The sequence below is a fragment of the Micromonospora sp. WMMD1274 genome (assembly GCF_049179035.1).
Lineage (GTDB): Bacteria > Actinomycetota > Actinomycetes > Mycobacteriales > Micromonosporaceae > Micromonospora > Micromonospora tulbaghiae.
The window spans coordinates 649,649-662,373 of the sequence record NZ_JBMHMG010000001.1 but is presented as its reverse complement, the minus strand read 5'-3'; the positions used below and the strand labels follow the sequence as shown (position 1 = coordinate 662,373).

The 12,725-nt window shown below is 71.8% G+C and carries 12 protein-coding genes; 8 read left to right on the top strand and 4 right to left on the bottom strand.

What is annotated here, in order from left to right; genetic code table 11:
- Positions 1 to 24: 24 nt before the first annotated feature.
- Positions 25 to 2,745: an MGH1-like glycoside hydrolase domain-containing protein gene (locus ACN27D_RS02585; protein WP_364809151.1), complete on the top strand. Its 2,721-nt coding sequence runs from the start codon at positions 25 to 27 to the stop codon at positions 2,743 to 2,745.
- Positions 2,746 to 2,786: 41 nt separating this feature from the next.
- Here the strand turns inward: ACN27D_RS02585 and ACN27D_RS02580 are convergent, their stop codons facing one another.
- Positions 2,787 to 4,112, bottom strand: coding sequence for a hypothetical protein (locus ACN27D_RS02580; RefSeq protein WP_421498456.1), 1,326 nt, complete (start codon positions 4,110 to 4,112; stop codon positions 2,787 to 2,789).
- 138 nt (positions 4,113 to 4,250) lie between these two features.
- Between ACN27D_RS02580 and ACN27D_RS02575 the strand changes: the two genes are divergently transcribed.
- The 3 genes from ACN27D_RS02575 to ACN27D_RS02565 all read left to right on the top strand — a co-directional run bounded on the left by ACN27D_RS02575 (position 4,251) and on the right by ACN27D_RS02565 (position 6,848).
- Positions 4,251 to 4,949 carry an HAD family hydrolase gene (locus tag ACN27D_RS02575; protein ID WP_318334730.1) on the top strand — a complete coding sequence of 233 codons (699 nt, stop codon included), beginning with the start codon at positions 4,251 to 4,253 and terminating at the stop codon, positions 4,947 to 4,949.
- Positions 4,950 to 4,971: 22 nt separating this feature from the next.
- Positions 4,972 to 5,757: a DUF4184 family protein gene (locus tag ACN27D_RS02570; RefSeq protein WP_421498455.1), complete on the top strand. Its 786-nt coding sequence runs from the start codon at positions 4,972 to 4,974 to the stop codon at positions 5,755 to 5,757.
- Between the two features lie 389 nt (positions 5,758 to 6,146).
- Positions 6,147 to 6,848: an AMIN-like domain-containing (lipo)protein gene (locus ACN27D_RS02565; RefSeq protein WP_421498454.1), complete on the top strand. Its 702-nt coding sequence runs from the start codon at positions 6,147 to 6,149 to the stop codon at positions 6,846 to 6,848.
- A gap of 12 nt (positions 6,849 to 6,860) precedes the next feature.
- Here ACN27D_RS02565 and ACN27D_RS02560 read toward each other — a convergent pair whose 3' ends face one another.
- The 3 genes from ACN27D_RS02560 to ACN27D_RS02550 all read right to left on the bottom strand — a co-directional run bounded on the left by ACN27D_RS02560 (position 6,861) and on the right by ACN27D_RS02550 (position 7,967).
- Complete coding sequence (locus tag ACN27D_RS02560) at positions 6,861 to 7,142, bottom strand: SCO0607 family lipoprotein (protein ID WP_421498453.1); 282 nt, start codon at positions 7,140 to 7,142, stop codon at positions 6,861 to 6,863.
- Positions 7,143 to 7,212: 70 nt separating this feature from the next.
- Positions 7,213 to 7,488: a hypothetical protein gene (locus ACN27D_RS02555; protein ID WP_013287312.1), complete on the bottom strand. Its 276-nt coding sequence runs from the start codon at positions 7,486 to 7,488 to the stop codon at positions 7,213 to 7,215.
- Positions 7,489 to 7,535: 47 nt separating this feature from the next.
- Complete coding sequence (locus tag ACN27D_RS02550) at positions 7,536 to 7,967, bottom strand: hypothetical protein (RefSeq protein WP_120569044.1); 432 nt, start codon at positions 7,965 to 7,967, stop codon at positions 7,536 to 7,538.
- 395 nt (positions 7,968 to 8,362) lie between these two features.
- Between ACN27D_RS02550 and ACN27D_RS02545 the strand changes: the two genes are divergently transcribed.
- From ACN27D_RS02545 to ACN27D_RS02530, 4 genes are read left to right on the top strand one after another with little or no spacing between them, the layout of a single operon-like run.
- The gene (locus ACN27D_RS02545) at positions 8,363 to 9,646 is read left to right on the top strand and encodes an ABC transporter substrate-binding protein (protein WP_421498452.1); all 1,284 of its coding nucleotides are present in this window, start codon (positions 8,363 to 8,365) and stop codon (positions 9,644 to 9,646) included.
- Positions 9,643 to 10,650 carry a carbohydrate ABC transporter permease gene (locus tag ACN27D_RS02540; RefSeq protein ID WP_357897472.1) on the top strand — a complete coding sequence of 336 codons (1,008 nt, stop codon included), beginning with the start codon at positions 9,643 to 9,645 and terminating at the stop codon, positions 10,648 to 10,650. The genes ACN27D_RS02545 and ACN27D_RS02540 overlap by 4 nt, the downstream gene beginning before the upstream one ends.
- A gap of 1 nt (position 10,651) precedes the next feature.
- A complete protein-coding gene (locus tag ACN27D_RS02535) occupies positions 10,652 to 11,488 on the top strand; it encodes a carbohydrate ABC transporter permease (protein ID WP_026268483.1) in 837 nt (278 codons plus the stop codon).
- A 9-nt stretch (positions 11,489 to 11,497) separates the two neighbouring features.
- A complete protein-coding gene (locus ACN27D_RS02530) occupies positions 11,498 to 12,706 on the top strand; it encodes an ABC transporter ATP-binding protein (protein ID WP_120569047.1) in 1,209 nt (402 codons plus the stop codon).
- The last annotated feature ends 19 nt before the right edge of the window (positions 12,707 to 12,725 follow it).

Sequence of the window (12,725 nt, the reverse complement as noted above, 5' to 3'; positions counted from 1 at the left end):
GAGGTGTGACATGCCACGACGACAATGGCCGCTGTGGAGAAGTACCCCGGCGGCGTCGAAGATGTGCCAGTGATCACCGACCGGTCGACCTCCGCGTCCCCCGACCCCGAGCGGCACCGGCTCGCCCAGGCCGACGCCGGGGAGCAGGACTGGCGCGCATGGGGCCCCTATCTGTCCGAGCGGGCGTGGGGGACGGTACGGGAGGACTACAGCGAACACGGCACGGCGTGGGACTACTTTCCCCACGACCACGCGCGGTCCCGAGCGTACCGGTGGAACGAGGACGGCATGGCGGGCGTCTGCGACGACCGGCAGACGTTCTGCTTCGCGCTCGCGCTGTGGAACGGGCGCGACCCGATCCTCAAGGAGCGGATGTTCGGCCTCGGCGGCGACGGCGGCAACCACGGGGAGGACGTCAAGGAGTACTGGTGGTACCTCGACAGCACCCCGACGCACTCCTTCATGCGCTGGCGCTACCACTACCCGCAGGCCGCCTTCCCGTACGACGAGCTGGTCGCGGTGAACGCGCTGCGCGGCCGCGACGACACCGAGTACGAGCTGGTCGACACCGGCATCTTCGACGACGACAGGTACTGGGCGGTCACCGTCGACTACGCCAAGGCGTCCCCGACGGACATGTGCGTGCTGGTCACCGTGGCGAACCGGGGCGACGAGGACGCGACGCTGCACGTGCTGCCCACGCTGTGGTTCCGCAACACCTGGGCGTGGGGGCTGCCCGGCACCGACCGGATGCCGAAGCTCACCGGCGAGGCGGCCGGGGAGCGGGCGGGCGCCCGGCTCGTCGGTGAGCACTGGGTGCTCGGCCAGCTCCTGCTGTCCGGCGACGGCGACCCGGTGCCGCTGCTGTGCGACAACGAAACCAACGCCGAGCGGCTGTGGGGGCTGCCGGGGCGGTCCGCGTACCCGAAGGACGGCATCAACGACCACGTGGTGACCGGCGCGGCCACCGTCAACCCGGACCGCACCGGCACGAAGGGCGCGCTGCACTACGTGCTGGACGTGCCGGCCGGTGAGCAGCGGCAGATCCGGCTGCGGCTGACCCGTACCGCGCCGCCGCCGGCCGCCGCGCCACCGGCCCCGGCCGACCTGGGCGACGGGTTCGACACCGTGCTGTGGGCGCGCCGGGCCGAGGCGAACCGGTTCTTCGACAGCGTCATCCCGGCCGCCGCCACGCCGGACGAGGCCCTGGTCGCGCGCCAGGCGATCGCCGGGCTGATGTGGGGAAAGCAGTTCTACCACTTCGACGTGGAGCGCTGGCTGGCCGGCGACCCCGGCTCGGCGCCGCCGCCGGCCGGCCGCCGGCACGGGCGCAACAGCGCCTGGTGGCACATGAACAGCTTCGACGTGATCTCCATGCCGGACCCGTGGGAGTACCCCTGGTACGCCGCATGGGACCTGGCCTTCCACTGCGTCACCATCGCCCGGGTCGACCCGGGCTTCGCCAAGGAGCAGATCCTGCTGCTGCTGCGCGAGTGGTACCTGCACCCCAACGGGCAGATCCCGGCGTACGAGTGGGCGTTCGGGGACGTCAACCCGCCGGTGCACGCCTGGGCGGCGCTGAAGGTCTTCGAGATCGACGGCTCCCGCGACCACGAGTTCCTCGCCCGGGTCATGCACAAGCTGCTGCTCAACTTCACCTGGTGGGTCAACCGCAAGGACACCGGCGGCAACAACGTCTTCGAGGGCGGCTTCCTCGGGCTGGACAACGTCGGCCCGTTCGACCGCTCGGCCGCGCTGCCGGTCGCCGGGACGCTGGAGCAGTCCGACGGCACCGGCTGGATGGCCATGTACGCGCTCAACCTGCTCGACATGGCGATCGTGCTGGCCGAGCACGACCGCGCGTACGTGGACACCGCCACCAAGTTCTTCGAGCACTTCGCGTACATCGCCGCGGCGGCGTACCACCAGGGGCTCTGGGACGCCGAGGACGCGTTCTTCTACGACGTGCTGCGTCTGGCCGACGGCACGAAGGTGCCGCTGAAGGTCCGCTCGGTGGTCGGCCTGCTGCCGCTGGCAGCGGTCACCCGGCTGACCGCCCGGACCATGCGCCGCCTGCCCGAGCTGGGCGCGCGGCTGCGCTGGTTCCTCACCAACCGCCCCGAGTACGCCGAGGTGATCGGCGCCCGCCGGCTCGGGCCGGACGGCCGCCAGCAGCGGCTGCTGTCGATGGTCGCGCCGGACCAGGTGGTGCGGCTGCTGGCCCGGATGCTCGACACCGACGAGTTCCTCTCCGAGTACGGGCTGCGCACGCTGTCCCGGGCCCACCTGGACAAGCCGTTCACGGTGACGCTCGGCGGGCAGGAGTTCAGCGTCGGCTACGAACCGGCCGAGTCGACCAGCGGCCTGTTCGGCGGCAACTCCAACTGGCGCGGCCCGATCTGGATGCCGACGAACTTCCTGCTGATCAGCGCGCTGCGCGACTACGCCGCCTTCTTCGGCGACGACCTCCAGGTCGAGTACCCGACCCGGTCCGGGGTGAAGCGCACGCTCGACGAGATCGCCGACGACCTGTCCGCGCGGCTGATCTCCCTGTTCACGCGCGACGACTGGGGGCGGCGGCCGATCTACGGGGCCGCGCAGCTGTTCCAGACCCACCCGGACTGGCGCGACCTGATCTGTTTCCCGGAGTACTTCCACGGCGACAACGGCGCCGGCCTGGGGGCCTGGCACCAGACCGGCTGGACCGCGCTGGTCGCCGACCTGATCCTCACCTTGCGCCGCTGACGTGTAGGGCGCGACGGGAAGCCCCGCCGCGCCCCACTCGTTCAGGGCAGCGGCAGGAACGCCAGCCGGGCGTGGTACTCGCCGGCCACCGTCACGGTGTCGCTGCCGACCCACAGACCCCGGTCGGTGGCGTACAGCTCCTGGGTGCCGACGCCCCGGTCCTTGGTCGGGTTCCAGGGCAGCGCCTTGCCCGTGGTCGGGTGGATCGCCCCGATGCCCGGCCGGGACACCGCGCCCGGACCGGCCGAGTTGCGGCCCTGCGGGTTGTCCAGCCAGCGCTGGTGGCCCCCGACGTAGACCGCCGCGCCGGTCACCGCCACCGACAGCAGCGTGTCGCCGCCGGTGTAGTTGGCCCAGGTCGGCTGCTTGCCGCCGGTGGCCGTACCGAACTCGAACCGCGCCGCGGTGTCGCAGAGCGTGCCCGGGAAGGCCGCGCCGGTGGTGACCACCGCGAACCAGGTGCCGTCCGGGGAGATGTCCACCCCGCGCAGGTACGACGGCATCGACCGCGCGCACTGCGGCTGGTAGCGGTCGGTGGCCCAGCCGGAGAGCGTGGCGCCCGCGCCGGACAGGCTCGCCACCGCGAGCTGGTGCCGGGCCACGCCCGCCACAGTGCTGAAGTTGCCCGCGAACACCAGCCGGGTGCCGTCGGCGGAGACGTCCAGCGCCTCGACCTTCACCGGCGCGGTGGCACCGGACGTGGTCTTGCGCGGGCCGGCCAGGTTCAGGTTGACCGACGCGTCGGCCGCCCCGGTGGTGGCGTTCACCGCCGCCAGGGCACGCCGGGTCACCCCGCCGACGGTCTGGAACGCGCCGCCGACGATCAGCCGGTTGCCGACCAGGCGCATGTCGTTGACCTGGTTGTTCAGCGCCGGCGTGGTGAAACCGGCGACCCGGGCACCGGTGGCCGCGTCGATCCGGGCCAGCCGGGACGCCGCCGTGCCGTTGACGGTGGTGAACGCGCCGCCGATGTAGAGCGAACGGCCGTCCGGCGCGGCGGCCAGCGCCTTGACCGCGCCGTTGACCTGCGGCCGGAACGTGGTGTCGATCCGGCCGGTGGTCGCGTCGAGCGCCACCAGCCGGGGCATCGCCAGCTGAGCCGACTGGCCGGCGTTGCGCACCTTGGTGAACGTGCCTGCCACGTACACGCGGTTGCCGATCTGGAGGATGCGGTGGACGGTGCCGTCCAGCGCGTGCGGCGTCCAGTCGACCGGGTTGGTGCCGACCACTGTGGTGTGTGAGGCGTTGACGGCCAGTGCCGGGGATCCCGGCAGCGCCGCGCCCGCGACGGCGAGCGTCGCGGCCACCGCGACGGCGGCGCGCCGCCGGCGCCGTCGTCCAGGTGGATGATCGGGTGAGATCGTCATGGCCGAAGCATGCCGTCGGACCAGGGATTCCGCAGTCGGGTAGCCGCCGGTAACGGGCCGCCGACCGGATAATCCGCGTGGCCCGTCCGGCGACCCGGCAGTACGGTGTGCGAGGTCCGCGAGGGGGAGGGGGACGCGATGCCGTCGCGCCGGGACGCCGCCGTGCTGGTCTTCGACGCCGACGACACGCTCTGGGAGAACAACGTCCTGTTCGAGCGCGTCATCGACGACTTCCTCACCTGGCTCGACCACCCCACGCTGGACCGGGCCCGGATCCGCGCGGTGCTCGACGACATCGAGCGCGCGAACGCCGTCGCGCACGGCTACGGCAGCAAGGTCTTCCTGCGCAGCCTCGGCGAGTGCCTGGAGAAGCTGCGCGAGCGTCCGGCCACCGCGCGGGAGCGCGCCGAGATCGAGCAGCTCGCCGCCGCGCTGGTCGGCCACCAGGTCGAGTTGATGCCGGGCGTGGCCGAGACGCTCGACGACCTGGCCGGGCGGCACGAACTGCTGCTGCTGACCAAGGGCGAGCGCGAGGAGCAGCAGCGCAAGCTGGACGCCTGCGGGCTGCTGCACCACTTCCGCGCCGCGCACATCGTGCCGGAGAAGGACGCGGACACGTACCGCTGGCTGGCCCGCGAGCACGCCTTCGACCCGGCCGCCGCCTGGATGATCGGCAACTCGCCGCGCTCGGACATCCTGCCCGCGCGGGCGGCCGGGATGAACGCGGTCTTCATCCCGAACGAGAACACGTGGGTCCTGGAGCACGACGAGCTGGACCCGTCCGACCAGCGGGTGATCCGGCTGGCCGCGTTCCCCGACCTGGTCCACCACTTCTGACCGGGCCGGTAACGTCCGGGACGTGCCGCTGACCTTCCCGTCGCACCTGGCGCCGGTGCTGCCGCTGAAGCTGTGGCGGCCGGGCTGGTTCGACGGGGTGGCGCTGTGCACCGGCGCGGTGGCGCCGGACGTCGCGTACCTGTTCACCGGCACGGCGCCGGCCCAGAACCTGCGCACGCACACGCTCGGCGGCCTGCTCTGGTGGTGCCTGCCGGTCGCCCTCGTGTACGCCTGGGTGGTGCGCAGGGTGGTCGCCGGCATCGCGGTGCACCTGCCCGGGCAGCGCCTGTGCGGCTGGCCCTGGTACGCGACGCTGGCCCGGGTCCGCCATCCCTGGCAGGTCACCGTCTGCTCGGCGCTCATCGGCGCGTTCAGCCACGTGGGGTGGGACCGGGTCAGCGACAGCGACCGGCTGCCCCGGCTGCTGGGGATCGCCGACTTCCACGCCGTGACCGGCGTGTACTGGTACCGCTTCGTGGACGTGGTGGCCGGTCTCGCCGGCGGGCTGCTGGTGGTCGTCCTGGCCGTGCACGAGGCCCGCCGCGGACTGCGGGCCGACGGCGTACGCGGACCGGCGCCGGAGGCGAACCCGAACGTGTTCTGGCGCGTGGCGCTGGCGGTCACCGGGCTCGGTGCGCTGCTGATGCCCGCGCTGCCGGCGGCCGGCGTCCCCGCCCCGGCGGGCGTCCGGGCGCTGCACGTGGCCGCGCTGGCGCTCGTCGCCGGGGCCGTCGCGGCCCGGACCGCCCCGCCGCGACCGGCCGGGCGCAGTCCGCGTCTCGAAGTCGAACAGCGCGAAACCGGCTGACCCCGTTACGCCGACATGCCGCAATTCGGCATAGACATCAATCACAAGCGCGGTCGCCGGTCATCGCTTGTCCGGCCTGCGCGGACGCGCCTAACCTGAGCCGGCGCCCACGTCTCGTCGGGGTGAGACGGGGGCGCACCGGAGTCCGGTGGTAAGAGCACCGTGGAGCTGAGTGCGGGCATACCGGCTCGCCGTGCGGAGCCCGGCGGAAGGCGTCGTGCCACGCCTGCCGCGTTCCCGCGGCGCAGACCGCTACCGAACCGGACGGCCGGGGTCAGGACCGGGGAGTTGCGGACCCGGTCCTGACCCGTCCGGCACCCCTCACCGCCGCCCGGATTGCCGGTGGTACACCTCTGGTGCGCGGGCCGGTCACGGAGCGACACTGAGTCATGACACCTCAGCGCGTACCGCTGCTCGCCGGCCTGGTCGTGCTGCTCGCGGCGGCCTGCACGGCGACCGGCCACGACGGCGCGTCCACGGCGCCCACCCCGACGGCCGCGGCGCCGTCCGCGCCGGCCGCGACCGAGGCGCCGGAGGCCACGCCCACCCCGCCCGTGCCGACCGAGGCCGCGTCGACCGTCGGATCCTGGCGCGTCACCTGGGGCTGGGCGGTGCCCGGCGGGCCGGTCCGGGTGGCCCACCGGGTACGGGTGCCGGTCACCCCGCCGCCCGGGGAACCGCTGCCCGTCCTGGTGGCGGTCGACGTCGGCGACCACCCGGCGGAGGGGTTCAGCCGGATCACGTTCGCCTTCCGTGGACCCACCCCGTCCTACGAGGTCGCCTACGTGCCGCAGGTCGTGACCGAGGGGCGGGGCGCGCCGGTCACGCTGCCCGGCACGGCGTACCTGTCGGTGCGGTTCGATCCGGCCCAGGCGCACGACGCCCGCGGCGGCCCGACGGCCGACCTGCCGCCGGCGGCGATCCGTTTCCCGACGCTGCGTGGATGGGCCGTGGCCGGCGACTTCGAGGGACACCTCAGCTTCGGGCTCGGCCTGCGGCCGCCCGAGGGCGGCCGGCTGCCGGTGCGGCTGGGGGAGGGCGACCGCCCCGACGGCACCCACGTCGTCTCGGTCGACGTGCGGCGGAGCTGACGCGGCCCCGCCTCAGCGGTCGATGATGGTGTTGTTCTCGTCGATGCCGTGGGTACGCCAGTAGACGTCCCACTCGTCGTCGACGTGCTTCGGCTCCTTGCCCTCCGGGTAGCGCACGTACGGCGGCGTCGGTTCCTCCCCGTCCGGCACGCAGGAGCTGCCGCCCTGCGGGCCGACCGCGATCACCGGGTACTCGTCGCTGCCGCAGATGCTCTGCCGCAGGGAACAACCGGTGGTCGCCATCAGCCCGGCCAGCCCGAGCACGGCAAGAACGATCATGATTCGAGTTCGCACGGGAGAATTCTCGTCGCCGCGGGCGGACCCGCCATCGGTACGCGTACTCAGATCGTGTGCCGTCGCCGGCTCAGGTCAGCTCGCCCCGCACGATCGCCACCGCCACCCGGCAGAACTCGTCCATGTCCGGCTGGAAGCCGGCCGCGATGTCCGGGTGCAGGCCGGAACGGGTCTCGTCGAGCAACCGACGGCAGACGTCCTCCACCGGCTCGCCCGCGTAGCCGGCGCGGACCCGGTCGGCGGCCGCCTGCAGGGCCGAGGTCAGCTGATCCTCCAGCGGGCCGCGCAGCTTCTGCTGCACAGGGTCGAGCCCGCTCGGATCGAGCGTGACATGTGGCTCCGACATCGGCACTCCCTTCCTCGGCGTCCGCGGTACCCCACCGCGGACGTCGGTCAAACCATCGTCGGTACGGCCGACACCCGGACCAGATACGAGAACTCCTCCGCCGGCTCCTCGGCGTACGACAGCCGGCGGATCTGCCGGTCGTCGGCCCAGAGCGCGACGTCGACCAGCACCCCGAGGTGGGCGAGACCGATGGTGGAGACCCGCTTCTTGTCCTGGAGCACCGCGCACACGCCGCCCAGCAGCGTGCTGGCGTCGGAGGTGCGGTGCCCGGGCGGACAGCGCAGGGTCAGGTCCACCTCGACCGGCCCGGTCAGCGGGGTCCACCCGGTGCGCTGGGCCGCCGTGCAGGCGGCCTGGAGCAGGGTGCGGACCCTCGTCGCCTGCCGGTGCCCGGCGGCGAAGATGGACAGGGCCTCGGTCTTGACCGGGGGCAGGCCGCTCACCTCGAACGTCAGGGCGAGAGCGCGGGTGTCCTGCACGACGGCACCTCCTCGGGGGAATCCTGCCCAACCGGGGAACGGGCGCACGGCACTTCCCGTCAGAACCAACCGATCGGGCGGGCGATGGGGGACGGCCGGAGGCGCATCGGCGTCGACGGCGACGCGCCGGCTACGGAGCCAGCCCCACGCTAGTGCAGACCGCTGACGCTGGGTAGCCTCGCCGTTTCACTACGTGGGACGACGCGCGATCGCCCGGCCCGGTTCGTGCCGTGGCCGTCACATGTCCGTGATGTTTCGCTCCGTCGCAGGTCGGGCACGTTCAGCCGCACGACACGCCCGGGGCGTCGGGCGATCGGGCCGATGCCCCGGTCGTCTCGCCGTGCACCGGGGCGCGGCTCACTCCCCGGTTCTTCGCCGAAGAGAGGGGGAGGGTGATGACGAGAGTCCCCGACACGGCCGCACGGCGGCCGGCCGGACGCGCGGTGGCGGCGGCCGCCGCGCTCGCGCTGGTGGCCCCGCTGGCCGCCTGCGGATCCGGCGGCGACGGCGGCGTCCCCACGATCAACCTGTACTACCCGCCCGAGCAGAACCTGCAGAAGGTGGTCGACACCTGCAACACGCAGGCGCAGGGACGGTACCGGATCGACTACCGGGTGCTGCCGCGCGAGGCCGACGAGCAGCGGGTGCAGATGGTGCGCCGCCTCGCCGCGCAGGACAGCGGGATGGACGTGCTCGGCCTGGACGTCACGTGGACGCAGGAGTTCGCCAGCGCGAAGTGGATCCGGGAGTGGACCGGCCAGGACAAGGCCGAGGTCGAGCAGGGCACGCTGGCCGGCCCGCTGGACACCGCCCGGTACGAGGACAAGCTCTACGCCGCGCCCAAGAACACCAATGTGCAGCTGCTGTGGTACCGGTCCGACCTGGTGTCGCAGGCGCCGAAGACCTGGGACGAGATGATCTCCGCCGCCCAGCAGCTCAAGGAGCAGGGCAAGCCGTACCAGGTGCTCACCATGGGCGCCCAGTACGAGGGCCTCGTGGTCCTCTACAACACGCTCGCGGAGAGCGCCGGCGGCAAGATCCTCAGTGACGACGGCAAGAAGGCGGAGATGGACGCCGGCGCGGTGCGCGCGCTCGACCAGCTCAAGAAGTTCGCCACGTCGGGCGTGACCTCGCCGTCGTTCAGCAACGCGCTGGAGGACCCGGTGCGGCTGGAGTTCCAGTCCGGCAAGGGCGCGTTCCAGGTGAACTGGCCGTTCGTGTATCCGGCGCTCCAGGAGGCCAACCCCGAACTGGCGAAGAACGTGAAGTGGGCCCGGGTGCCGGGCATCGACCCGGGCACCCCCAGCAAGGTCACCATCGGCGGGGTCAACCTGGCGGTCAGCACCTACTCGAAGCACCCGGAGGAGTCGTTCGAGGCGGCCCGCTGCCTGCGCAACGCCGAGAACCAGAAGTTCTCCGCCGTCAACGACGGCGTGCCGCCCACCATCGAGGCCGTCTACGACGACCCGGAGATGACCGAGGCGTACCCGATGAAGGAGACCATCCTGGAGGAGCTCAAGGAGCCGGCGGTCCGCCCGCTGACCCCGGCGTACCAGAGCATCTCCACGGTGATGTCGGCGATCCTGTCGCCGCCGTCGGCGATCCGGCCCGAGCAGACCGCTGACGAACTGCGCAAGGCGATCTCCGACGCGCTGGAGTCCAAGGGAGTTCTGCCATGAGCGTGAACGCCACGCCGGCCGGCGCGCAGGCCGCCGCCGAGGCCGAGGCCGAGGCCGAGCAGCCGGGCGGCCGGCACGCCGCCGTGCCGGAACAGCGGTCCCGGCGCGGCTCCCGTGCCCCGCTGAGCGAGAACAAGCGCGCCGAGCGGCGCCTCGGCTGGCTGCTGTGCGCGCCGGCCGCGTTGGTCATGGTGCTGGTCACCGCGTACCCGATCCTGTACTCGGTCTGGCTGTCGCTGCAACGCTTCGACCTGCGCTTCCCCGACGAGCGGCAGTTCGTCGGCCTGGAGAACTACGTCACCGTGCTGACGAACGACTTCTGGTGGACCGCGTTCGGGGTCACCGCGCTGATCACCGTGGTCACGGTCGCGATCGAGCTGGTGCTCGGCATGGGCCTGGCGATGATCATGCACCGGACGCTCGTCGGCCGGGGCATCGTGCGCACCGCGGCGCTGATCCCGTACGGCATCGTCACGGTGGTCGCGGCGTTCTCCTGGCGGTACGCCTGGACGCCGGGCACCGGCTACCTGGCGAACCTGTTCGACGGCAGCGCCCCGCTGACCGAGCGGGCCAGCTCGCTGGCGATCATCATGCTGGCGGAGATCTGGAAGACCACCCCGTTCATGGCGCTGCTGCTGATGGCCGGGCTGGCGCTGGTGCCGGAGGACCTGCTCAAGGCGGCCTCCACCGACGGCGCGACGGCGTGGCAGCGGTTCACCAAGGTGATGCTGCCGGTGATGAAGCCGGCCATCCTGGTCGCGCTGCTGTTCCGCACGCTCGACGCGTTCCGGGTCTTCGACAACATCTTCGTGCTCACCAACGGCGGCAACGAGACGTCGTCGGTGTCGATGCTCGCCTACAACAACCTGATCCGGGGCCTGAACCTCGGCATCGGCTCCACGATGTCGGTGCTGATCTTCATCACCGTGGCGATCATCGCCTTCGTGTTCGTGAAGCTGTTCGGCACCGCTGCCCCGGGCAGCGACGATGGGGAGAGGCGCTGACATGGCAGTGGAAACCACCACGCGGGCGAAGGTGCGCTGGGGCCTGCTGGACGTCGTGGTCGTCGTCTTCGCGCTGGTCCCCGTCCTCTGGATCGCCTCGCTGTCGTTCAAGACCCCGGCCACGCTCACCGACGGCAAGTTCTGGCCGCGGGAGTGGACGCTGGACAACTACCGGACGATCTTCGACACCGACCAGTTCGTCCGGGCCCTGGTCAACTCGATCGGCATCGCGCTGATCGCCACCACCATCGCGGTGGTGCTCGGGGCGATGGCCGCGTACGCGATCTCCCGGCTCGACTTCCCGGGCAAGAAGCTGCTGGTCGGCGTCTCGCTGCTGATCGCGATGTTCCCGCAGGTGTCGCTGGTGTCGCCGCTGTTCGAGATCGAGCGGCAGCTCGGGCTGTTCGACACCTGGCCCGGACTGATCCTGCCGTACATCACGTTCGCGCTGCCGCTGGCGATCTACACGCTGTCGGCGTTCTTCAAGCAGATCCCGTGGGACCTGGAGAAGGCGGCCAAGATGGACGGCGCCACCCAGGCACAGGCGTTCCGGCGGGTGATCGCGCCGCTGGCCGCGCCCGGCGTGTTCACCACGGCCATCCTGGTCTTCATCTTCTGCTGGAACGACTTCCTGTTCGCGATCACGCTCACCTCGACCGAGCGGTCCCGCACGGTCCCGGTGGCGCTGCAGTTCTTCACCGGCGAGTCGCAGTTCGAGGACCCGACCGGGGCGATCTGCGCCGCCGCCGTGGTGATCACCGTGCCGATCATCCTGTTCGTGCTCTTCTTCCAGCGCCGCATCGTCTCCGGTCTGACCTCCGGCGCAGTCAAGGGATAGGTGGTAGCAATGGCCGACATCGTGCTGGACAAGGTGAGCAAGCGGTTCCCGGACGGGACCACCGCGGTGCAGGACGTCGACCTGGAGATCGCCGACGGCGAGTTCGTGATCCTGGTCGGCCCGTCCGGCTGCGGGAAGTCCACCACGCTCAACATGATCGCCGGGCTGGAGGACATCAGCTCCGGTGAGCTGCGCATCGGCGGCGAGCGGGTCAACGACAAGGCACCCCGGGACCGCGACATCGCGATGGTCTTCCAGTCGTACGCGCTCTACCCGAACATGACCGTGCGGGAGAACATGGCGTTCCCGCTGCGGCTGGCGAAGATGGACAAGGAGACCATCAACCAGAAGGTCGACGAGGCGGCGAAGGTGCTGGAGCTGACCGCGCTGCTGGACCGCAAGCCGGCCAACCTGTCCGGCGGCCAGCGGCAGCGGGTGGCGATGGGACGGGCGATCGTCCGCCAGCCCAAGGCGTTCCTGATGGACGAGCCGCTGTCGAACCTGGACGCCAAGCTGCGCGTGCAGATGCGCACCGTGGTGTCCCGCCTCCAGAAGCAGCTCGGCACCACCACCGTCTACGTGACCCACGACCAGACCGAGGCGATGACGCTCGGCGACCGGGTGGTCATCATGCGGGGCGGCGCGGTGCAGCAGGTCGGGCCGCCGCAGGAGCTGTACGACCACCCGCGCAACCTCTTCGTCGCCGGGTTCATCGGCTCGCCCTCGATGAACTTCGTGCACGCGGTCGTGGAGGACGGCCGGCTGCGGACCGCGCTCGGCGACGTGCCGGTCGGCGACCGGGTCCGCCGCGAGCTGGAGGGCGGCGACGCGCCCCGGGAGCTGATCCTGGGCATCCGCCCGGAGCACTTCGAGGACGCGGCGCTGATCGACGACGAGACCCGCCGCCGGGGCATGGAGTTCGAGGCGCCTGTCGACATCGTCGAGTCGATGGGCTCGGACAAGTACGTCTACTTCACCGTCGAGGGGGAGCGGGCCACCGCCGCCGAACTGGAGGAGCTGGCCGCCGACGCGGGCGCCGCGGACTTCGCCGGCGCCGGGTCGAACCTGGTCACCCGGCTGTCGGCGGAGTCGCCGGTACGCGAGGGTGAGTCACGCCGGGTGTGGTTCAACCTGGAGAAGATCCACCTGTTCGACCCGGGCAGCGGCCGCAACCTGACGCTGCACGAGGGCCGGTCGGCCGGCGCGCTCGCCGACTGACCCCTGGATGCGGGCGAAG

Excerpts from the sequence above, each read along its gene's own strand:
- ACN27D_RS02585 (WP_364809151.1), top strand. The coding sequence starts at position 25 with ATGGCCGCTGTGGAGAAGTACCCCGGCGGCGTCGAAGATGTGCCAGTG.
- ACN27D_RS02580 (WP_421498456.1), bottom strand. The coding sequence starts at position 4,112 with ATGACGATCTCACCCGATCATCCACCTGGACGACGGCGCCGGCGGCGC.
- ACN27D_RS02575 (WP_318334730.1), top strand. The coding sequence starts at position 4,251 with ATGCCGTCGCGCCGGGACGCCGCCGTGCTGGTCTTCGACGCCGACGAC.
- ACN27D_RS02565 (WP_421498454.1), top strand. The coding sequence starts at position 6,147 with ATGACACCTCAGCGCGTACCGCTGCTCGCCGGCCTGGTCGTGCTGCTC.
- ACN27D_RS02555 (WP_013287312.1), bottom strand. The coding sequence starts at position 7,488 with ATGTCGGAGCCACATGTCACGCTCGATCCGAGCGGGCTCGACCCTGTG.
- ACN27D_RS02545 (WP_421498452.1), top strand. The coding sequence starts at position 8,363 with ATGACGAGAGTCCCCGACACGGCCGCACGGCGGCCGGCCGGACGCGCG.
- ACN27D_RS02540 (WP_357897472.1), top strand. The coding sequence starts at position 9,643 with ATGAGCGTGAACGCCACGCCGGCCGGCGCGCAGGCCGCCGCCGAGGCC.
- ACN27D_RS02535 (WP_026268483.1), top strand. The coding sequence starts at position 10,652 with ATGGCAGTGGAAACCACCACGCGGGCGAAGGTGCGCTGGGGCCTGCTG.
- ACN27D_RS02530 (WP_120569047.1), top strand. The coding sequence starts at position 11,498 with ATGGCCGACATCGTGCTGGACAAGGTGAGCAAGCGGTTCCCGGACGGG.